Annotated in this window: 22 protein-coding genes; 1 reads left to right on the top strand and 21 read right to left on the bottom strand. The window is 47.3% G+C overall.

Annotated elements, in window-relative coordinates; translation table 11 throughout:
* Nucleotides 1-30: 30 nt before the first annotated feature.
* From ACXHJ1_RS17730 to ACXHJ1_RS17660, 15 genes are all read right to left on the bottom strand, one after another.
* Entirely contained in the window at nucleotides 31-1,332 is a 1,302-nt protein-coding gene (locus tag ACXHJ1_RS17730; protein WP_016822177.1) for an amidohydrolase, read from the bottom strand.
* Nucleotides 1,319-1,972 (bottom strand): redox-sensing transcriptional repressor Rex, encoded by a 654-nt coding sequence (locus ACXHJ1_RS17725; RefSeq protein WP_016822178.1) that lies wholly within the window; start codon nucleotides 1,970-1,972, stop codon nucleotides 1,319-1,321. Before ACXHJ1_RS17725 ends, ACXHJ1_RS17730 begins: the two co-directional genes overlap by 14 nt.
* A gap of 27 nt (nucleotides 1,973-1,999) precedes the next feature.
* Nucleotides 2,000-4,882 (bottom strand): ATP-dependent DNA helicase DinG, encoded by a 2,883-nt coding sequence (gene dinG, locus ACXHJ1_RS17720; RefSeq protein ID WP_457904983.1) that lies wholly within the window; start codon nucleotides 4,880-4,882, stop codon nucleotides 2,000-2,002.
* A 157-nt stretch (nucleotides 4,883-5,039) separates the two neighbouring features.
* Entirely contained in the window at nucleotides 5,040-5,672 is a 633-nt protein-coding gene (locus ACXHJ1_RS17715; RefSeq protein WP_016822180.1) for a tetratricopeptide repeat protein, read from the bottom strand.
* Nucleotides 5,673-5,754: 82 nt separating this feature from the next.
* A complete protein-coding gene (panD, locus tag ACXHJ1_RS17710; RefSeq protein ID WP_013371641.1) occupies nucleotides 5,755-6,138 on the bottom strand; it encodes an aspartate 1-decarboxylase in 384 nt (127 codons plus the stop codon).
* Entirely contained in the window at nucleotides 6,131-7,069 is a 939-nt protein-coding gene (gene panC, locus ACXHJ1_RS17705) for a pantoate--beta-alanine ligase (RefSeq protein WP_025365113.1), read from the bottom strand. The genes panD and panC overlap by 8 nt, the downstream gene beginning before the upstream one ends.
* Nucleotides 7,066-7,974, bottom strand: a complete 909-nt coding sequence (panB, locus tag ACXHJ1_RS17700; protein WP_340864930.1) for a 3-methyl-2-oxobutanoate hydroxymethyltransferase — start codon at nucleotides 7,972-7,974, stop codon at nucleotides 7,066-7,068. Before panB ends, panC begins: the two co-directional genes overlap by 4 nt.
* Before the next feature lie 345 nt (nucleotides 7,975-8,319).
* Nucleotides 8,320-9,294: a biotin--[acetyl-CoA-carboxylase] ligase gene (locus tag ACXHJ1_RS17695; protein ID WP_457904982.1), complete on the bottom strand. Its 975-nt coding sequence runs from the start codon at nucleotides 9,292-9,294 to the stop codon at nucleotides 8,320-8,322.
* A complete protein-coding gene (locus ACXHJ1_RS17690; RefSeq protein ID WP_457904981.1) occupies nucleotides 9,287-10,609 on the bottom strand; it encodes a CCA tRNA nucleotidyltransferase in 1,323 nt (440 codons plus the stop codon). Before ACXHJ1_RS17690 ends, ACXHJ1_RS17695 begins: the two co-directional genes overlap by 8 nt.
* A gap of 54 nt (nucleotides 10,610-10,663) precedes the next feature.
* Nucleotides 10,664-11,827: an N-acetyl-alpha-D-glucosaminyl L-malate synthase BshA gene (gene bshA / locus ACXHJ1_RS17685; RefSeq protein WP_016822185.1), complete on the bottom strand. Its 1,164-nt coding sequence runs from the start codon at nucleotides 11,825-11,827 to the stop codon at nucleotides 10,664-10,666.
* An 85-nt stretch (nucleotides 11,828-11,912) separates the two neighbouring features.
* Nucleotides 11,913-12,605 (bottom strand): bacillithiol biosynthesis deacetylase BshB1, encoded by a 693-nt coding sequence (gene bshB1 / locus ACXHJ1_RS17680; protein WP_017427558.1) that lies wholly within the window; start codon nucleotides 12,603-12,605, stop codon nucleotides 11,913-11,915.
* Nucleotides 12,602-13,039: a methylglyoxal synthase gene (gene mgsA / locus ACXHJ1_RS17675; protein WP_013371648.1), complete on the bottom strand. Its 438-nt coding sequence runs from the start codon at nucleotides 13,037-13,039 to the stop codon at nucleotides 12,602-12,604. The genes bshB1 and mgsA overlap by 4 nt, the downstream gene beginning before the upstream one ends.
* 56 nt (nucleotides 13,040-13,095) lie before the next feature.
* On the bottom strand, nucleotides 13,096-13,899 hold the full coding sequence (dapB, locus tag ACXHJ1_RS17670; protein WP_126666183.1) for a 4-hydroxy-tetrahydrodipicolinate reductase: 804 nt from the start codon (nucleotides 13,897-13,899) through the stop codon (nucleotides 13,096-13,098).
* 31 nt (nucleotides 13,900-13,930) lie between these two features.
* The gene (locus ACXHJ1_RS17665; RefSeq protein ID WP_016822188.1) at nucleotides 13,931-14,449 is read right to left on the bottom strand and encodes a tetratricopeptide repeat protein; all 519 of its coding nucleotides are present in this window, start codon (nucleotides 14,447-14,449) and stop codon (nucleotides 13,931-13,933) included.
* A 50-nt stretch (nucleotides 14,450-14,499) separates the two neighbouring features.
* Nucleotides 14,500-14,829 carry a nucleotide pyrophosphohydrolase gene (locus ACXHJ1_RS17660; RefSeq protein WP_007430805.1) on the bottom strand — a complete coding sequence of 110 codons (330 nt, stop codon included), beginning with the start codon at nucleotides 14,827-14,829 and terminating at the stop codon, nucleotides 14,500-14,502.
* Between the two features lie 213 nt (nucleotides 14,830-15,042).
* On the opposite strand from ACXHJ1_RS17660, the gene ACXHJ1_RS17655 reads away from it, so the two are divergent.
* Complete coding sequence (locus ACXHJ1_RS17655; RefSeq protein WP_016822189.1) at nucleotides 15,043-15,912, top strand: YitT family protein; 870 nt, start codon at nucleotides 15,043-15,045, stop codon at nucleotides 15,910-15,912.
* Between the two features lie 76 nt (nucleotides 15,913-15,988).
* On the opposite strand, the gene ACXHJ1_RS17650 is transcribed toward ACXHJ1_RS17655, so the two are convergent.
* From ACXHJ1_RS17650 to ACXHJ1_RS17625, 6 genes are all read right to left on the bottom strand, one after another.
* Entirely contained in the window at nucleotides 15,989-16,834 is an 846-nt protein-coding gene (locus ACXHJ1_RS17650; protein WP_457904980.1) for a sporulation protein YpjB, read from the bottom strand.
* A gap of 18 nt (nucleotides 16,835-16,852) precedes the next feature.
* A complete protein-coding gene (locus tag ACXHJ1_RS17645) occupies nucleotides 16,853-17,461 on the bottom strand; it encodes a GNAT family N-acetyltransferase (protein ID WP_457904979.1) in 609 nt (202 codons plus the stop codon).
* A gap of 129 nt (nucleotides 17,462-17,590) precedes the next feature.
* The gene (locus ACXHJ1_RS17640; protein ID WP_457904978.1) at nucleotides 17,591-18,241 is read right to left on the bottom strand and encodes a DUF1405 domain-containing protein; all 651 of its coding nucleotides are present in this window, start codon (nucleotides 18,239-18,241) and stop codon (nucleotides 17,591-17,593) included.
* Between the two features lie 173 nt (nucleotides 18,242-18,414).
* Nucleotides 18,415-18,594 (bottom strand): IDEAL domain-containing protein, encoded by a 180-nt coding sequence (locus ACXHJ1_RS17635; RefSeq protein ID WP_013371655.1) that lies wholly within the window; start codon nucleotides 18,592-18,594, stop codon nucleotides 18,415-18,417.
* A 22-nt stretch (nucleotides 18,595-18,616) separates the two neighbouring features.
* A complete protein-coding gene (locus ACXHJ1_RS17630; protein ID WP_457904977.1) occupies nucleotides 18,617-19,123 on the bottom strand; it encodes a gamma carbonic anhydrase family protein in 507 nt (168 codons plus the stop codon).
* Nucleotides 19,124-19,177: 54 nt separating this feature from the next.
* Entirely contained in the window at nucleotides 19,178-20,287 is a 1,110-nt protein-coding gene (locus ACXHJ1_RS17625) for a hypothetical protein (RefSeq protein WP_016822195.1), read from the bottom strand.
* Nucleotides 20,288-20,374: the final 87 nt, after the last annotated feature.

Below are 20,374 nucleotides of genomic sequence, written 5' to 3'. Positions count from 1 at the left end.
CTTCCTCTCTAAGGGGATGTGACACCTAAATTAGCGCGACAGCAGCCCTTCAAAGGCGGCTTGTGCCTCATGTTTGATACGTTCCTCGTCCATCGTCAAGCATTCGCCATTTTTCACAACCTGACGGCCGTCTACCCACACATGAGCCACGTCTTTGGCACTTGCAGAGTATACGGCATGAGAAATAAGATCTGTACGCGGCAAGAAATGGGCCTGATCCAGATCTAGCGCGATAAAGTCAGCCTTATTGCCTGCTGCCAGCGCTCCTACCTCTTTTAAACCAATCGACTTTGCACCATACTCTGTTGCCAGACGTAGTGCTTCATTTGCAGGAACTGCCGTTGGGTCGCCAGATACTCCCTTGTGAATGAGTGCTGCCAGACGCATTTCCTCGAACATATCCAAGTTATTATTGCTGGCAGGACCATCTGTTCCGAGTGAAACAGTAACTCCTGCACGCAGCAATTCAGGCACTCTAGCTACACCACTTGCCAGCTTCAAGTTGCTGCCTGGATTATGCGATACCGCCACACCTCGTTCCGCTAACAAAGCTATTTCTTCGTCGTTCAAGTGAACGCCGTGGGCAACAAGTGAAGGACGGGAGAAAAAGCCAAGCTTATCTAAGTGTGCAACTGGACGCAAGCCGTAGTCGCGTACGTTTTGTTCAACTTCGGCGATCGTCTCGGACATGTGCGTATGCAATGGTAAATCGAGATCATGTGCTGCTTGAACAAATTTCTCAATAAACGCAGGCGGGCATGTGTATGGGGCATGAGGAGACATCATTGTTGTGATACGTCCGTCTGCTTTTCCATGCCAGTTACGCGCAAAAGTCACGGCCTCAGCTAGCTTGATCCGCTGTTCTTCTTCTGAACAGAGTCCAATGGCTCCACGCATCAAGCTTGCACGAATGCCCGACTCTTCAGCTACACGAGCCACCTCATCCATATGATCGTACATATCCAGGAAAGTCGTGGTTCCACCTTTCAGCATTTCCAGCACTGACAAAGAAGTTCCCCAGTACACATCCGTAGATGTAAACTTGGCTTCCATAGGCCACATTTTTTCCTGAAGCCACACTTGAAGTGCCAAATCATCTCCATACCCTCGCAGCAGAGACATCGCCGCATGACCATGAGTATTGATCAGACCAGGTAAAAACAATAACCCCTTGCCGTCGATTGCTTCTGTCTCTTCCTCACCCGCAGGCAAAGTCTCGCCAATGTAAGTAATACGGCTATCCTCCACAATCATAAAACCATGGATTACCCCAGCCTCGGGTCCATTCACGGCAAACGAGCCGTTTTTAATCATCCATTTATTCACTGTCATATTGTGCTTCTTCCTTTCCGTCCTCCAGATAATAAGCGAGGCTAAGCAAATCAGTTGTAAAGTCTGTGGCATGTATCCGAATGTTAGCCGGTGCCTTGAGAATGATAGGTGCAAAGTTCAAAATCGCTCCAATTCCACTCTCAATCAGCCTATCAGCTACGTGCTGTGCCTCAAAATCAGGTACAGTAATAATCCCGATTCGTATATTTTTTTCTTTCACAGTCGCTTCCAGTTCATCCATCGGCTGTACGACCAAAGTATTGATTCTGGTCCCAACCTTATCCGGGAACGCATCAAAAACCGCCACAATCTTCATATTGTCTTTTAAATAAGCATTATAGTTCGATAGGGCTTGACCCAGATTACCTGCTCCGACCAATACTACATTAATTTGCTGGTCGATTTTCAGGATATGGCGTATTTTCTCGATTAGATAAGAAACATCGTAACCGATGCCCTTCCGACCAAAATCGCCAAAATAGGCAAGATCTTTACGAATTTGGGCCGGATTCAAATCTAACCTCTGTCCCAGCTCTTGAGAAGAGACCGTAGCCACCTCCCGTTTGTGCAGTGCATTCAGATAACGTAAATATACGGGTAATCTCCGTACGACAGCCTCTGAAATTTTATCTGATTTCATACTTGCTCCCCCTAATTGTAACGGACTTTAAGTGTCCGTCCGTTGTGCCTCTGTCTCCGGGGCGGATTGGAGCCATTCAGCGATGCGGGGCACCATTTGCTCCGATGGCATATGCTCCATTTTTGGTCCCGGTAACGAGTACAAAAAGTGCTTTCCATAATAGGATTCGATCACACGCGTATCGTAAACGATGACGACTCCGTGGTCGCTCGCTGTACGTACCAATCGCCCAAATCCCTGTTTGAAGCGAATAACTGCTTGTGGTACAGACAGCTTCATAAATGGATTCTTCTTCTGCTGCTGGAGCAACTCGCTTTTAGCCTCCAGTAACGGGTGGTTGGGCGGTTGAAACGGCAAGCGAACGATAGCCAGACAAGTCAAAGCTTTCCCTGGAATATCGACGCCTTCCCAGAAGCTACTGGTTCCCAGCAATACAGAAGCTTTCGCTTCCTGAAAACGGCGGGTTAGCTTGCTGCGACTCCCACTGTCCACACCTTGTCCTAACACGGTAATATCGCTGGACGCTAACGCCTCTTTGAGCGGCTCATACACTTGCCGGAGCATCCGATAGGAAGTAAACAGAACGAGCATTCTCCCCCGCGTCGCCTGGGCAGTCGCTCCTAGAGAGCTAACGAGCATCTCTACAAAATGTGCATCTCCTACACTGCCCTTCACACTCGGAAAATCTCGCGGAATGACCAGCAACACCTGATCCCTATAATTAAAGGGTGATGGGAGCTGTGACGTCATTAATCGTCCTTGATCTGCGGCCTCCTGCAAACCGAGTTGATCGGTCATGTACTGAAACGATTTATCTACCGATAAAGTAGCAGATGTCAGAATAATACTTCTTTTTTTGTCAAAAAACATTTCTTTCAACTGGCGGCTCACATCGACGGGCACCGCATAAAATTGCAATGATTTACTACGGAATTGTCCACTCGCTTCAAGCCAATATACGGTTGTTTCATCATCGAGTCGTATAAAGAAGCGCAAATTTTCCCTAATCCCCGCCAAATCCTTAAGCAGACCCGTGATATCTGTAATGAGACTATCCGCCGCATAATCGTCATGTTCTTCCTTGACATCCAGCATCAGCTTGTCGCCCTTGCGCAAAATTTCGCTCAATGTTACATAAAGCTGATTTTCCAATGCCGCCGCCTGATCCCACTTTGCAGGCTTGGCTGACGGTTTGAGACGCGAAGAAAATTGCCCCGTTTCACCTGGTGTGGCATCAGTTCGCTCCGGCAACATGCCAAACAGCTTATCGCTTAGTAAGTCCCAAGTTTCCTTAACCTCTAACACAAGTGGGTACAACTGATCAATGACCGAGGCCCATTCCGTCGACTTCTCATGCCCCGACTTTGCCAACTGCTGACGTAACGAAGGCAATTGCCCATTCTTGCTGTCCTTGAACAATCGAGTCAGCGTATGCACGAGTGTGAAATATTTCATATGCATGCCCAGGTGCTTACCAGCTACTTCCTCTAGATGATGTGCCTCATCAATCACCAAGTGTTCATAGCTAGGCAGCAGCTGATGACTTGCTTTGACGTCGGTGAACAGCTTGGAGTGATTCGTTATAACCACATCCGCTGTTCCTGCTTCATGACGTGCACGATGATAGTAGCATTTGCGGAACCATGGACAAGAACGACCAAGACAGGACTCGGAATCACTAGCAACCGTTTCCCAAAAATCCCCTCCACGATTGCTCAGGTTTAGTTCCTCGTCATCACCGGTTTCTGTCAGAGTCAGCCAGACAATCATTTGAGCCGCTGTAATCAAGTCTTCCTTTGGTGTCGCGAAGTCTCTTCTGTTTATTTTATGTTCAAACTTACGCAGACACAAATAATGCCCCCGTCCCTTAAAGATGGCAGCCCGGAACGGGAAGGGAATCACTTTTGTCAGCATCGGAATATCACGCTCTCGCAATTGCTCCTGCAGATTAATGGTATGCGTGCTTACGGTGACCCTCTGCCCATATTTTACACTGTGATACAGTGACGGAAGCAAATAGCCCAGGGACTTCCCTGTTCCTGTACCCGCCTCAATCAACAAATGCTTATCTTGACTCAGGGCTTGATTTACACCCTCAATCATTTGTATCTGCGCCTCGCGCTCCTCATATTGGCTCAAGGATGAACGCAAATTGTCCCGTACATCATCCATATACTCCTCAAAGGAAACGCCTGACAGTGGATTCGGATCATCTTCTCTGCGTGGAGCAGTCAGTTCAGTCCAATCTTCCACTTTAAGCGCAAGCTGACGAAAAAACTGATGTTTCTCCAAATCCTGAATAGGATCTAGCTCTTTCTCTTCTCGTATGCCATCAAGAAACCAACCCAGGTCGCTGTCTTCCTCTGCGAACAAATCGCTAAGCCGCTGTATCGTTATCAGAGGCAGTGCTTGAAGCTCACCCAGACACTTTAAAAACACCTCAGCCGTAGCCAACGCGTCGCTGTCTGCTTGATGAGGGCGGTCATGCGCCAGACCAAACTCTGAGGAAACAAAACCTAGCTGATAAGAAGATAACGATGGAAACATAATTTTCAGAAAATCCATCGTATCCAAAATTCTACCGCTAAAGGGTAAATATCCACACCGGTCCAAAGCGCTTTGCAAAAAATTAAAATCAAACGCCACGTTATGACCGACGAGTACGACATCGTCCAGCATAGGCACGAGCTCCATCATCATTTCTTCGAGTGCAGGTGCATCCTTGACGTCATCGTCTGTAATTCCGGTCAATCCGGTGATAAAAGGTGGAATAGATCTGCCAGGGTTTACATAAGAGCCGTAAACACGGGAAATGCTGTTATCATGATCTATAATTGCAAGTCCGACTTGAATGATGTCATCCGCGGACTGGGTGCCTGTCGTTTCAAAATCCAATACCGCAAATTTCATTCGAGCTTAATCCTTTCTTATGACACATACAATAATAATAACTCTGTATAATAGCATAGCAGAAGATTGCCTGTTTGGAAATTAAGACAGCCAAAAAAGACGATGCACACGCCGCCTAAGGAGGTGGGCATGCATCGTCTTACTCGGTGTCTGACAACTACATCCAGGTCAACATGGAGCTGTCGTAGCGAAGCTTTTCGACACCGGACAAACAGGCTTGCATATTGTGCAGTGGCTCGGGCAACGTTGGATCGAACTGATGCGCGAGAGCAAAATATTTTTGCGCCTCTTTTACGTCAGCCTGCTTTGCCATCAAACAACCCAGCGCATTATAGATGACCGCTTTTAGCCCTGGCTGTTCAGTCAGGTGCAGCACCTTTTGAAACTGGCTTATAGCCTCTGCTGGATCATCCAGTTGAAAATGAGCCATTCCCATATACATGTGACTCTGCCAGCTGTTCGGAAAATGCTGTAGCACCTGCTCAAATTGCTGGATTGCCTCCGGGTACATAAGTAAGCGATAATACCCCTGCCCCCGGTTAAATGCCGGTAGCTCCTTTTCAGGCAGCTCAGCGTCAGACATGTCGGCCTCTGCAGAAAATCCTGCTGCACGCAGGTAAACCATTTTTTCCTCAAAGGCCAGCCACTCATCCATAATTCCGTCACTCATTCTCCGCAGCAGACTCCAGTGCTGTAGCAGCTCCTGTCTGCGGGGGCCCTGGGCTGATGGGTAATGCTTCACGATATCATCTAACATGCTGTTCATTTCTGCGAATACATGCTGGAACATGTGCATCCCGCCCTTACGAAAGATGGATTAATACACTCACATTTTTCGCTTAAAAGACGGGTTTCATCCGCATTCCCATTCATTACATGATCGTTGCATGTACTTCCTTGTTCATCGTTTGGGCTGGTTTATTATGTTCATCCACAAATACCACAGTTGGTTTGTATGTTTTGGCCTCTTCATTCGACATGGAAGCATAGGAAATAATAATGACTGTATCACCGGGCTGGACCAGACGGGCTGCCGCACCGTTGAGACAAATCACGCCGCTCCCACGCGGTCCGGGGATCACATAGGTTTCCAGTCGAGCTCCATTATTATTGTTTACAATTTGAACCTTTTCATTCTCCAGTAGATCCGATGTCTCCATTAAATCCTCATCTATGGTGATACTTCCCACGTAGTTCAGGTTAGCTTCGGTAACCGTCGCGCGGTGAATTTTTGATTTCATCATAGTTCTAAACATGGGAAAGTACCTCCACTTTCTGTATTCTTATATTATCAATCAGTCGGGTATTCCCAAATTTTACGGCTAGCGCAACAATGACATCTTCTTGCACATCACATAGGCGCTGCTCAGGGCGAAGGGGCTCCAGGCCAGGAAATGTTAATACTTCAATATAGTCAATATCTGCCAAAGGAGATGAGGCGATGGTCGACTCCACCATTTGATGCAACTGCTCAATCGTAATGGTGTTCTGTACAATATCTTCGCTCACTTCTTGCACCTTGCGCAGTGACTGGGACAGCACTAACGCCTGTTCTCGCTGTTCCGCACTTAAATAGACATTACGGGAGCTAAGGGCCAAACCATCGGCCTCTCTAACGATAGGACAAGGTATGAGGGTCACATTCATATTAAGATCAGTCACCATTTGTTGAAGCACAGCAACCTGTTGCGCATCCTTCATGCCAAAGAAAGCCAAATCAGGACCTACCATGTTAAACAGCTTGGCTACCACTGTAGTCACACCATCAAAATGGCCAGGACGGGAAGCGCCGCACAAGCGGTCTGTCAAAGCGGATACGCGAATTTTGGTTTGAGTTGGCTGTGGATACATTTCTGCTACAGTCGGCAAAAAGACAATATCCACGCCTTCGCGCCGTGCTACTTCCAGATCACGAGCTTCATCGCGAGGATAGCTGTCCAAATCCTCGGTAGGTCCAAATTGAATCGGATTAACGAAAATACTAAGCACGACCGTATCTGCCATTTCACGCGCCTTTTGCATCAAGCTCGCGTGTCCTTCGTGCAGGTATCCCATTGTTGGTACAAAGCCGACTTTATGTTGTTGTACAGAGGCAGAATCGTGTACCATTTTTGCTCCATTGGCCCCAAGCTGCCGACGCTCGGCAATAATCTTACGCAGTTGAGCCACTTCTCTTACGATGATCATGACTGTGATTCCACCTTTTCCTTAGCTTGTTCCTGCGCTTGTCCTTTTGCCTGACCGTACAAGGACTCCAGGGACTCCACAACGCGATCATCCGCGCTGAACACATGCTCTGCGGCCGGGAATGCCCGCCCTTTCACATCGCTCACATACTGCTCAATGCTGCTGCGGATCAAGCCGCCAACATCGGCATAGGTTTTAACAAAACGTTTGCTGAAATATGGCGATGCATATTGAATTAGATCGTGATAAACAAGTACCTGACCGTCACATCCACGTCCTGCACCAATTCCAATGGTTGGAATGGAAAGTTCTTTAGAGATCGCCGTTGCCACTTCCTCAGTCACCAATTCCAGTACAATACCAAAGGCACCCGCCTGCTCTAACGCCTTGGCATCAGCCATTAACCGGCGTGCGTCTGCTTCGTCCTTACCTTGAATGCGATAACCGCCAATCTGATTAACCGATTGCGGAGTAAGTCCGATATGTCCTAGCACAGGTACACCTGCCTGAACAGTCGCTTTTACGACATCGGCAATTTCAGCTCCGCCTTCCAGTTTAACAGCATGCGCATGCCCTTCCTGCATCAAACGACGGATGCCTTGAAGACTTTCAGATATGCTGCTGTGATATGTCATAAAAGGCATGTCCGCTACGATGAACGTATGCTCGGCGCCTCTTGCCACTGTCCGGGAATGGTACACCATATCATCCAGGGTCACTGGGATGGTCGAATCGTAACCAAGAACTACGTTACCCAGCGAGTCACCCACGAGAATGATATCAATTCCCGCCTCCTCGGCTATTTTAGCCGATGGATAATCATAGGCGGTCAGCATACTGAGCGGAATGCCCTCTTGCTTCATTTTTTTCATTTTTACGATATTCAGTGCTTGTTTTCCTGCCATTGTGAATGGCTCCCTTCCATCTTTTTTTGGCACAAAAAATAACCTTTTATGAACGCCTGTACATATGCGTCATCAAAAGGTCCGAACAGCCAAAAAAGACACTCATTTTGAGATCGTCCCTTCTGTCTCGGTCCTGTTCGGCTCAGAGCAGAATCCAACGTAACCTTCAAATGAAGTTATGATGGTCTTACAAACTTACTAAAGTAGAGCATGTGCCCTTGGAGTGCAGCTCGGACCGTCCGATGCCGCCTCCTGCACAGTATAACAAAAAATATCAGCTTTTTCACGTGAAGTTTTACACAGGAAACAGAAAGATTGTGGTCGTATGCTCAGCTAGGGTCGCTTCTACAAATGTATATCCCCTGAAATGACCTGGATTCGCTCACCGTGGTCCGTTTCAATTACAAGTGCTCCTGAAGGGTCCAAGCCAACCGCTGTACCTTCTACCGCCATCCCTTGTCCCGTATGTGCCCGTACGCTGCGGTTCATCGTCACGGATAATGCCTCCCACAGCATGGCTATGGGCTGGAACCCTTGCTCGGCATACAGCTTGCTTAGCTGCTCCATTTCTTCCAAAAGAGCAGCAATCAGCGCAGTACGGTCAATTTCAAGCCCTGCCTCTATTTTCAAAGATGTCCCTACCTGGGATAACTCTTCCGGGTAATCTTCTACATTCAAATTAACGTCAATGCCAATCCCTGCAATGCAGTACCGAACCCGTTGATCCTCTGTTGCAGATTCCAGCAGAATACCGGATACCTTGCGACCATGAATCAGCAGATCGTTGGGCCATTTGATGCCTGCCTCTACACCCGTCAGTCGGCGAATAGCCCTACACACCGCCACGCCTGTTAACAGCGTTAGCTGGGGGGTAAAGGCCAAGGGCTGGGTGGGGCGCAATACAATGCTCATCCAGATACCTTTGCCGCGAGGAGAATACCATTTGCGCCCCAGACGTCCCCGACCTGCCGTTTGTTCCTCCGCAAGCACTAACGTTCCCTCCGGCGCACCCTCTTCTGCCAAACGCATTGCATCCTGCTGAGTGGATACCGTTGAGTCCAGAACAACGATACGCTGACCAAACGATTGAGTGGTTAACATAGCTGCCAATTTGGAGACTTCCAGCCGGTCTGGCTGAGATATCAGCCGATAGCCCCGCCGTGAGGAGGCATCGATATTATAACCCAGCTCACGCAGTTTGTTGATCTGCTTCCATACCGCTGTACGACTAACCGACAGTCGTCGGCTAATCTCCTCCCCGGATACGTAATCGGATGAACCTTCCTCCAGTATGCCTAACAATCTTTCATGATTATTCACTACTCATCACCCGTTTCACTTCCTGAAGCAATGTTTCTGTTTCATTCGGGATATCTCCGCAAGCGACCGCTTGTAAAAGCCGTTCCATCATCTGTCCCAGCCAAGGTCCACCTGGTCGATTCATTGCCTGAACCAGTTCATTTCCAGTAATATTTAAATCCTTGATACGAACGACGACCGCCTGCTGTGTCCACGAGTTTGCCAGTTCGGCAATTTTCTTCACATGCTTTTCTACCCATGGCGGTAATCCGCGAAACGAAGAAGGCAGTGTCTTGTAAAGCTCCAGCCAGTCTGAAGCTGTGTCCTTTCCCAGCTTAATTAACAATCGAATCCAGCTACGACGTAATTCCTCATCGTTGATACGGTCAGGATCCCTCGAAACTGAGTTGCCAGCTATGGCAACAGCATGACCGATGAGCTCGTTTTCCCATTCCAATAAATGAACCAAACGCAGACGTACAGCATTGGAGAAGGTCCAAGCTCTTAATAGCTCGTCCGCTGCCTCTGAGCTAAGTCTACAAGACATAAGGAGCAAACCCCACCGCAGCTCTGCTGGCAGCTGCACGATCTCCTGGAGCGCCTGTGCGTCACATTGTTCCCAGGGAACCGGAACCTTCGTACAGCCCAGCAATCCGCTACGGCCCAGCATCTCCAGTCCACGTAATGGGTCAGGTCCCGCTAGCACCTTTTCTAACTCGACTCGCACCCGTTCCATGGCTATGTATTGAAGTCCCTCTCTGCGACGAATCATACCTTTCCAAGTATTGTAGGCCACTCGGAACCGAAATACAGAGGCAAAACGGATGCAGCGCAGCATTCGCAGCCCGTCCTCCTCAAAACGTTCCTCAGCTCGTCCCACACAACGAACGAGAGAGGCTCGCAAATCTGCTTCCCCTCCAAACGGGTCCACTCGCTCCCCCTGTTCAGCCATCGCGATCGCGTTCATCGTAAAATCGCGCCGCATCAGATCCTCACGGATGTCCTTCACAAAGGATACTTCCGTCGGACGGCGGTGATCGGTATAACCGCTTTCCGTACGAAAAGTGGTCACCTCGAACGCATGACCGTCCTGCATGACCGTTACCGTCCCATGCTGGATTCCTGTCGGAATAACATGAGGGAATAGTGCTAAGACCTCTTCAGGCTCAGCCGAGGTGGTCAGATCCATATCATGAATAGCACGTCCTAATAGCTCATCCCGCACACAGCCACCGACCCAATAAGCTTCGTGGCCTGCTGTGGTTAGTGTATGTATGACCTCTCTGCCGTGAAGAGCCATCTCTGGGTCAGCATGTTGCCAAGTATTTGTATTCACAGGGTTTCCCCCTTTGCAAGTATTCAATAAAAAAACGGACGCGAGTCCGCCCCCTTAAACGCTGATCGGTTTAAGATCCGGCACCTCGCGTCCCAACACACGGTAATAAATCTCTTCATATTGACGAGTAATCAGCTTATCACAGAATACGGTACGTGCGCGTGTCAGGCACGCTTCACGGAAACGTTCCGCCATTGCTTCATCGGACAACAGTTCTACTGCATATTCTGCCATCGCCTCTGTATTACCGATTTCAGCCAGATACCCCGTACTTCCATGTACAACGAGTTCAGGTACTCCTCCTGCCTGAGAACCGATTGTTGGCACTCCACAAGCCATGGCTTCCAGCGCAACTAGACCAAAACTTTCTTTCTCCGACGGAAGCAACAGCACATCTGCCATAGAAATCACTTCTGCGATTTGATCCTGCTTACCTAAAAAGAAGACTTTGTCCTGCAAGCCTAAACTTTCGATTTTACAACGAATTTTCGGAAGATCCGGTCCTTCTCCCACCAACAGTAGCTTCGCAGGTACCTTTTGTTGCACTCTGTCGAAAATATCCAGCACATCTCCCACCCTTTTGACAGGACGGAAATTGGAAATATGCATCATAATTTTTTCGTGCGGTTGGGCAAAATCTCTCCTAAGCGCAGCAGCATCTCGTGGATAATATACTCGTTTATCTACAAAGTTGTAAGTCAAATCAATAGGTCGTGTTATTTCCAACGCATCAATCGTCTCCCGAATCAAATCTTTGGAGACGGCTGTCACAGCGTCACTTTTGTTAATAGCCAGTCGAATCAGATCCTTTAATGATTCATCCTGTGCCAACACTGTAATATCTGTACCGTGCAGGGTGGTAACCACTTTCAAATGATCGCCCACCATTTCCTTCGCCAAATATGCGCATACTGCATGCGGAACAGCATAATGGACATGGAGTACATCCAAATTCTTCATTTGAGCCACCTGGGCCATTTTTGTCGCTAGCGACAAATCATATGGCGGATATCTAAACACGTAATAATCGTTAACCTCAACTTCATGATAAAAAATATTCTTCTGGAACGCCCCGCCTAATCTGAACGGAATGCTATTGGCAATAAAATGAACCTCATGCCCTTTTTCTGCCAGCAACTTGCCCAGCTCCGTAGCCACAACGCCAGAGCCACCCAGCGACGGATAACAGGTAATCCCAATTTTCAGTTTGTCATTCAAGCTAAGCTGCCTCCTTCCGTCCATCCATAATCACTCGTATGCCCATGTATTTCAGCATTCTACAACATGCGTAAGTATATAGTCCTTATTTGAATAGCTTAACCAGATATGGCGTTTTGGACGCAAATCCTTCTGCATATGAAATCAGTTTACGTTGACCCAACAACGAGTCCCGAGCTTTTACACGTTCCACATACCCCTGATTCAGTGGTGTGGATACCGTATCCTTCCCAGGCGCTGCCTGAAATTGCGAAGCATAACTCAACAACGACTGTTCCTTGGCTTCATAATGCTCGGTAATGTCCACGATCAAGTCCGTTCTACCGATATCATTAATAAAATAAAAATATAATTGCTCTACCTGTACCGCAGGACTTTCTGGCATAAAGCGTCTCAACTTGGCGTTAAACACAGCTTCCTCTACTAGCTTGCTGCACATGACATGATCCGGATGCCGATCCTCCCAATAAGGAGCAAATACAATTTTTGGTGCATGGCGTCTGATTTCTGCTGTAACTGCAGCTACATGTTCAGGAGTTACATATAACCCACGATCAGGCAGACCCAAATTCGTCCGCACAGCCAGCCCGAGCACTTTTGAAGCGTGTTCAGCTTCTGCCATACGAGTATCCACATCACCATTAGATGACATTTCAGCCCGTGTCAAATCGCACACCCCCACCTTTAACCCAGCGGCTGTATGCTTGGCAATCGTGCCTCCCATTCCTATTTCTGCATCGTCGGCATGGGCTCCGAAAATCAGGATGTCCAGCGTCATTTTACATCACCCTGCTGGTCAATGCCCGGTTTATATTTATGTACCAGCTCACGCCAAGCAAAATCGCCACGATCCAACGCTTTAACCAGTATTTCAGCAGTTGCAACGTTGGTTGCCAAAGGAATCCCCTGTACATCACACAGACGTAATAATGCGCTAATGTCCGGCTCATGCGGCTGTGCCATGAGTGGATCACGCAAAAATATAATCAAGTCCATGTCATTTTGCGCAACCATAGCCCCGATTTGCTGATCTCCACCAAGCGGCCCAGACATGAAGCGGTGAATTTGAAGCTTGGTTTGCTCCATAATGCGCTGACCTGTTGTACCTGTTGAATATAATTGGTGATCTGTAAAAACATGCTCATATGCCGTAATAAAATTAACCATTTCATCCTTTTTGCGATCATGCGCTATAAATGCAATCTTTAACATTCGAAATTCCTCCTGCCTCATTCTATAATTCCATTCATCAATTCATTCGTATATTCTTAATCAATGTAATGCTCAAAACCATATACAAGCCCCGGCTGCTCCATTACCTTCTGGATACCGATTTTAACACCAGGCATGTATCCAGCCCGTTCATATGAATCCTGACGAATTTTCAGAGATTGTCCAAATCCTCCAAATATGACTTCTTGCTGTGCGAACACACCGGGAAGACGGACACTGTGAATGCGGAAGCCTTGATAATAACCGCCACGCGATCCTTCTAGCGTTTCTTCCTCTTCCGGGTTGCCTTGTCGTAGCTCCTCACGCTGCTCGGCGATCAGTTCAGCAGTCTTAATGGCTGTACCTGAGGGCGCGTCCAATTTTTGGTCACCATGATATTCGATGATTTCCAGATGTGGGAAATACTTCGCTGCCTGAGCCGCAAACCGCATCATCAAAATGACGCCGATCGAAAAGTTGGGCGCAATCAGACCACCAATTTGTTGCTCACGACACTGCTTGTCCAGTTCATCAATTTGTTCAGGAGTAAACCCTGTCGTACCGATAACTGGACGAACTCCATGCTTAATAGCAAGCGCTGTATGTGCGTACGCAAAACGCGGCCCCGTAAAGTCAACCATGACATCGGCTCGACTCTCCAGTAAAGCCTGCTCTACATCCTCCATAATAGCGATACCAGCTTCCGGTAGTCCGACGAGAAGGCCGGCATCACTGCCGGCGTGTGTTCTGTTCACTGCGGCTACAAGCTGTAGTTCCTCATCCTGAAGAACCAATTTGACCACCTCACGGCCCATACGTCCTGCTGCTCCAACGACAGCCACTTTTATTGGTTCTGACATATCCCTACAACTCCTTATGCATCTATTTGTGCTAGATTTGTTCATTCATCTGCTGGCATAATTTCTTCATGAGGTTGGCAAGCTGCACATTATGAGGAAACAGCGCTGCAGCCTCACGAGCAGCCTGCACAGCCAGCTTATATTCATTCAATTCGTCATAAATCAAAGCGAGCAGTAAAAATGCGTCACCACATAACGGATCAAGGGAAATTGCCCGTTCGAGCAGCAAAATCGCATCCTGGCGCATCTGTGGCGTAGCTCTGTCGACCTCCAGCATTTTTCTGGCTTTTTCTGTATACTGCCTGGCTTCCTGCGCATGCAGATGGAGAACATATTCATCCTGCTGTGGAGCGAGACGGACCGCATGCTCTGCATATGCCAGGGCCTGCTCCAATCGTCCACTGCGAGCATAGGTAACCGAGCAACGGAAATAATGCTCCGCATGATCAGGCTGGGCTGAAATCGCTTTTTCAAACCATTCCACCGCCTGCTCAAAATCGTTCTGCAAAATGCACTGATAAGCTTTCTGAACGTATTCCTCCGCCTTCATGACACTGCACCTCCGGGTAACCGGTTTGATACAGCATATGTACAAAACGCCTAATCGGTGTCCTTTTTAGTCCATCGATTCGCGTCACGCGTGTTAAATTTATGCATAACCTTATCATGTGCCTCAGTCAAATTGATACCCAGTGAGTTCGCAAAGCAAACAGTGATGAACAAAATATCTCCCAGTTCCAGCTCAATGGAATTGTCCGCCTCATCCGTTTTTTTCGGCTTCTCACCAAAGGAGTGATTGACCTCCCTTGCCAGTTCGCCGACTTCCTCGGACATCCGGGCCAACATGGCCAAAGGACTGAAATACCCTTCCTTAAATTGAGAGATATACTGGTCTACCTCACGTTGAATTTCATCTAACGATTTTTCCATGAAACACGCAATCCCCCCATGTGCAGGTTTATTCATATGTTATCGTAAAGCACATTTTAAAACAAATTTTTTTTAATTGTGAACTAACGAACCCAATTTGCAGTCATCTGTCTTTTAAAGCTGTCGCAAAAAGGTATACTAAACATAAGGGGCTGCGATTTAGCAAAAATTGCATGTAGTCGCCATCCTTAAACTGCTACTGTGAGGGATCATATGAAAATATCCAAGTCTATGGAACAGCTTAAATTGATTTTGCCCATCGTATTTGGCACCGCCATCTATGCATTCGGTCTGCTTTATTTTATTATACCCAGTAAACTGATGGAAGGCGGTATTACAGGGATCACCCTGCTGCTAAATTATGCTTTTTCGATTTCACCTTCTCTCTCCACTTTGTTACTGAACATTCCATTATTTTTAATTGGATGGAAAATGCTTGGGGGCAAGCAGATTATATACACGGGGGTTGGTATCGGGTCGCTCACATTCTTTTTGTGGTTGTTTGAAAAAATGATTCATCTCGGATGGATGGGGACCTTTCAGACTGAACACGATTTTATACTTTCTTCATTATATGCAGGGGTTACGCTTGGGGCCGGGTTAGGTATTGTGTTTCGCTTTGGCGGCACTACTGGAGGCTCGGATATTATCGCTCGTATTTTAAACCGGAAGTTTGGCTGGAGTATGGGAAGGATTCTACTGGTCATTGATATTGTCATTATCGGCGCTTCATTACTTTACATACCCAAAGAAAAAATTCTATATACATTAGTGGCTGTGTTCATCGCGTCCAAGATTATTGATTTTATACAAGAAGGGGCCTACTCTGCCAGAGCCTTTATGATTATCAGCGACCACACGATGGACATTGCAGATATTATTACCAGGGACATGGATCGTGGAGTTACCATTATTCCGGCTGTAGGTGCATTTTCCAAACAGGCCAAGCATGTTGCCTATTGTGTCGTGTCCCGTCAGGAAATAAGACGACTGCACCAAATTGTTAAATCAGTTGATCCACGGGCGTTTATCATCATTCAGGATGTGCATGATGTACATGGCGAGGGGTTCAAAGAGGAATAGCCCGGTAATCCGGGCAATGGGCTGACATCTATGAATGGCTCCACAGCCAACGACGCGAATGTTCAAACTTTCATCATTACCCAGTGAAGCCAGCCCGATATTTACGATAACCTGCATAGGCCAGCGCCAACAGCACAATCATGCCGATAGCCAATTCAGCCCGGCGCTCACTCTCACGCGGAATAAATGGCGCCAGTGCGGTAGCATCTTTTTCACGTCCAAACAAGGCATTCAACGTCGGGTTGCCCTGGTCCAATGCTCCTCTAATCGCTGAGGCATCTGCATTTTGCTGATCCCCCAATCCTTTGACGTAGGAAATCCAGGAATCAGTCCGCACGACCTCAGTTGTTCTGCCATGGATCAATGCTGCTGTACGAATCGTTTCATAGTGGTCTTCCAGGACTTCGGTACCAGCTTTGAATCCCTTCATGTTCCCTTTAGCAAACTGGTTATTCAAACCGCTAACATCTTCTCTTAAAATCTTATAATACTGCTGCCATAAGGGCTGGCGTGGGTGTGCAATCGCATCTGTCGCAAGCCGTAAATTGGCCGCTGCCTTCACCCACTCATCCGGGGATGCTTGAACCGACTGTGTAGCTTGCTGCACCTCCAGGATGCTGCCGGATAGAGCATGAATGGCCTCTACAGATAGCGTGGCCTGTACCTGTCCAGTGCTGAACCATCTGCTCACCTCGGCTACATCCGCACGCGCTTTTTCAATATTCCCGTCCATTACGTCACGGTACAGTGTCGCAGCTGCATGATCCAGTTCTTCAATTTCCTTGCTATTACCTTCGGGTTTTGACTGATCGCGCGCTTCTGCCATACCTGGAGGGACGCAGACGGACAGCAGCAGGACCATGGATAACACAATACTCAAAACCACACGTAACGTAATACGAACCCCCCGACCCCTAATCATGGGACATCCCTCCTCACCTTACTGTATGGCAAGGTTAACGGGACTAGAACTGGCTTTAGGTGAATCATTCGAAACCGGCGATGCTCTGGACAAAATAGGAAACATAAGTGGATTTTCATTACATCTGTTTGGGTGCTTAGTCATATAAAACAGTGTAGTATAAGGAATGTCGCCCGCTCCAAAAATATCGTAACAGTTCATCGTATCTCCTTCGAAATCTGCAACAACAATCGTCTCGTATTGAGGTATGTGCCAAAACTTGTCTTTATAAAATAACGTACTATAAAATAAAACCAACCACTCATTGTTTTCCGCAGAAAAAAGTGAATACGGATTGAAGTCAGCACTCTTCATTTTCAACAACTGCAAATTCGGCATTTCTTCCATATTTAATTGATCAATCTTTATGTTTAGGTTGCTGGTAGGTGCCTTCCGACTACATTGATACTCAGGTGCCGAAACGAAGCCGAATCTAGGATAAAAATCCTTCACACTATCATTTCCAAACAGATAGATACCATCACAATTGCCATGCCAATCTTTCAGCGCTTGCTCTACTAAAAACCGACTCAAACCTTGATTCCTGTAGTTTGCAATCCCCCAATTGAAACCAGGTTTCAAAATCAAAACCAAAACTCTGTTTTGCTAAATAATTAAAACTTGCTTTTATTTTGTGATCATCACGGATGCCTTTTTGGAATACATATTCCTTCTGATTTATAACGATATGCATCTCTATCTCTCCATTCAAAAGACTCAAGCTAGTTCACGATAAGACGATACCTTTCGATTGCGTGCTAGCATGGCAAGCCATGCCGCTACAATACTAACAAGGGTCAGCATGTAGGTAAAAGTACGCACTTGCGTCACATCATCCGTTAGCGTCCTGGGAAGATAAGGGTATATGCCATAGGCATAATCCATCGTATCATTTAACAATGTCCAAAGTGCGGCTAAGCATAAAGCAATCCATTTGCAGCTAAAAAACCGTACAAACAGTAACGCTTCGACCGCCATTGCTGTGTGAGATGCTATCAGCATCCAATCCTGCCACACCATAGGCCCCCCCTGCGCAACTCCCCACAAAATAATAGCCGAAGCCCAAATGCCGTACTTTACACTCGTAACGACAGCCAACGCTTCCATGATCTGGCGAATGACCTTCAAGCTTTTGAAATGCGGAGGATAGAGCAAAAATGCTATAGAAATTGTAAAAAATAGGCTAGCCGTCGGACTATCAGGCACAAATACAATCTGCCACGCCGGGTGATAATTCAGTGTATATTCCAGCTGTCCCCCATACCATATGTACCCATACACCGTTCCAACTAAATTACACCAGAACAGCAGCCACAAAAAGGGCCGGCTCGTCAAGAACGACCGGCTCCACAAATAAGATAACGACACGTCCTTCATCCTCCGTTCATACGACAGTTGCCTTGTACAGGCACTATCCTACAATGACTATATCATATCCAAGCGTATCAAAAAAACCTGACCGCCGTTACAGTCAGGTTTGATGATATAATCTCGAACTGGCGCTTGGTCAAAATGACCACCTTAAGCTTACCAAAAGCGTTCTAACTCATTGCTTTCAGCTCATCCGTAAGATGACGAAAAGCTACTTCATCTCCGGAGGCTAACGCCTCATCAATATCCTTGTAGAGTTTTTCACTCCGGTGTTTACGTAATGCCTCGTCCAAAACCATCTCAGCAGACAGGCCCAACATTACCTCATAAGTAACCTTCATTTTATCCATAGGATGCACCTCCAACATGAGTTTAAGAGATCCTATATTCTTTTCCTTTCGCCACATAGCTGAGTGTCGTTCGTGACATCCGCTGTAAATCTGCATCTGTCAATTCGCGCACCACTTTGGCAGGTGTACCGATAGAAAGAGTATAGGGTGGTATTTTGGTATTTTCCGTAACGACCGACCCTGCTCCTATTAAAGCATATTCACCAAGCTCCGCTCCGTTGAGTACAATGGCCCCCATACCAATTAAAGTGCCTTTGCCTATCGTACAACCGTGGATAATGGCAGCATGTCCTACCGTAATATCATCCGCCAGCAACAGGGGCTGATTCGTGTTCACATGTCCCACGACACCGTCCTGAATATTGCAGCGTTCACCGATAATGATAGGCGCCATATCCCCGCGCAGTACGGCATTAAACCATACGGAGGAATCTTGGCCGATCGTTACTTTTCCGACAATTTTTGCTCCTTCTGCCACATAGACAGATGAATGGAGTTGTGGCAAGTTTCCGTTGTAGTGAATTAGCATCAACTTCACCCTCTCATATTTTGGGTGAAATTCTATCAATATGTGTACTGCTTGTCAATGGAGCTGTATACCCGAGTCGTTTCGCCCAAGACGGCACTCTCCCGCCAACTTCTGCCCCCAGGCCGTCATTTGTACAGAGGGTCCTGTCGGATGCTCACCTTGTCGAAGCATACCCAAGTGAAGCATCATTCGTATAATCCTCTGATCAAAGACCGAACGGGAGGTATCATAGTAAAACGGTCGGATCAGTGGGCCGATATGCACAAAAAGCGACTCTGAGGAAGTCCATGGCCTGGCACATTCTCCAATCCAGTAGACTAGTGAAAGCAGATTGGGTACGGCTCCTTTATACAATCTTAACCAAAACCTGAATAGCTGTATCATTTCATCTTCAATTGCGAGTTCCTGTTGTGCCTCCCCTTTTGCGGTCAGCTCAACCCGGTCTCCCTTCTCCTCAATATACTTGGAGTGCCGGGCGTAATCATACAGTAATGCCATTCGATCCGGATAAAACTTAAAAGAGGAACCATAGCCAAAACGCCATCCTCCTTTACCCAATAACGGCTCCGCAATGTGCAAATGCTCCATTAGTTGCTGCTGATTGCGACGGTACCAAGCTCCCTCAGGATTAAGGAGAACCTCATGCTGCCTCATATATTGAAGGAAAAGCCGTAAATCCTCCGCCAGTAGATGCCCTTCATCCCGGTACGACGACGGTTCGCTTACCCGGATCATTCCGTTTTGAAAGTCATGTACCATAACACGCCGAAAGCGCTCCTTCATATCCGAAGGAATTTGGTACAAATATCTCGTATTGTGCGTTGAACCATTGAACAACCAGCCGCTAGAACGTAGACGGGTCACAATATCTCGTGGTCGCTCACCAACATCTCCGTCCTGCTCGACAGACTGTTTGGCAATCGCAATCAATTCCTCCATACTGAAATAAGGTCGGTCATCGAACAATAGCGCATTCAAAAACCTTACCTCTGACAACCTCAGCTCCTTGACCTGCGTCTCAAAAAAACTACTACTGCCGAGCTTTGTCAAAATCCCTTGGATCAACTCATGCTTGGAATTAGGTTTGCAGTCACAATCGTAATACACTGCGATTCTGTTCAAATGCACAATATCCGCAAATGTCAGCATATCCGCCAGATTCATTGTTCCATCGCCTCGTCACTGGACTGTCATCCGGAAATGATTCTTACCTGTTGTACCCACAGCTTTGACGGAATCTTCAGACTCTAA

This window comes from Paenibacillus sp. ALE2, assembly GCF_054113385.1.
This window is presented reverse-complemented; position numbering and strand designations above follow the sequence as displayed.

Excerpts from the sequence above, each read along its gene's own strand:
- bshB1 (WP_017427558.1), bottom strand. The coding sequence starts at position 12,605 with ATGACGCTGGACATCCTGATTTTCGGAGCCCATGCCGACGATGCAGAA.
- dinG (WP_457904983.1), bottom strand. The coding sequence starts at position 4,882 with ATGAAATTTGCGGTATTGGATTTTGAAACGACAGGCACCCAGTCCGCG.
- panD (WP_013371641.1), bottom strand. The coding sequence starts at position 6,138 with ATGTTTAGAACTATGATGAAATCAAAAATTCACCGCGCGACGGTTACC.
- ACXHJ1_RS17665 (WP_016822188.1), bottom strand. The coding sequence starts at position 14,449 with ATGAAGGCGGAGGAATACGTTCAGAAAGCTTATCAGTGCATTTTGCAG.
- ACXHJ1_RS17660 (WP_007430805.1), bottom strand. The coding sequence starts at position 14,829 with ATGGAAAAATCGTTAGATGAAATTCAACGTGAGGTAGACCAGTATATC.
- panC (WP_025365113.1), bottom strand. The coding sequence starts at position 7,069 with ATGATCATCGTAAGAGAAGTGGCTCAACTGCGTAAGATTATTGCCGAG.
- ACXHJ1_RS17630 (WP_457904977.1), bottom strand. The coding sequence starts at position 19,123 with ATGCTAATTCACTACAACGGAAACTTGCCACAACTCCATTCATCTGTC.
- ACXHJ1_RS17715 (WP_016822180.1), bottom strand. The coding sequence starts at position 5,672 with ATGTTCCAGCATGTATTCGCAGAAATGAACAGCATGTTAGATGATATC.
- dapB (WP_126666183.1), bottom strand. The coding sequence starts at position 13,899 with ATGTCAGAACCAATAAAAGTGGCTGTCGTTGGAGCAGCAGGACGTATG.
- ACXHJ1_RS17730 (WP_016822177.1), bottom strand. The coding sequence starts at position 1,332 with ATGACAGTGAATAAATGGATGATTAAAAACGGCTCGTTTGCCGTGAAT.
- ACXHJ1_RS17655 (WP_016822189.1), top strand. The coding sequence starts at position 15,043 with ATGAAAATATCCAAGTCTATGGAACAGCTTAAATTGATTTTGCCCATC.
- ACXHJ1_RS17650 (WP_457904980.1), bottom strand. The coding sequence starts at position 16,834 with ATGATTAGGGGTCGGGGGGTTCGTATTACGTTACGTGTGGTTTTGAGT.
- ACXHJ1_RS17635 (WP_013371655.1), bottom strand. The coding sequence starts at position 18,594 with ATGGATAAAATGAAGGTTACTTATGAGGTAATGTTGGGCCTGTCTGCT.
- ACXHJ1_RS17725 (WP_016822178.1), bottom strand. The coding sequence starts at position 1,972 with ATGAAATCAGATAAAATTTCAGAGGCTGTCGTACGGAGATTACCCGTA.
- mgsA (WP_013371648.1), bottom strand. The coding sequence starts at position 13,039 with ATGTTAAAGATTGCATTTATAGCGCATGATCGCAAAAAGGATGAAATG.
- ACXHJ1_RS17625 (WP_016822195.1), bottom strand. The coding sequence starts at position 20,287 with ATGAATCTGGCGGATATGCTGACATTTGCGGATATTGTGCATTTGAAC.
- panB (WP_340864930.1), bottom strand. The coding sequence starts at position 7,974 with ATGGCAGGAAAACAAGCACTGAATATCGTAAAAATGAAAAAAATGAAG.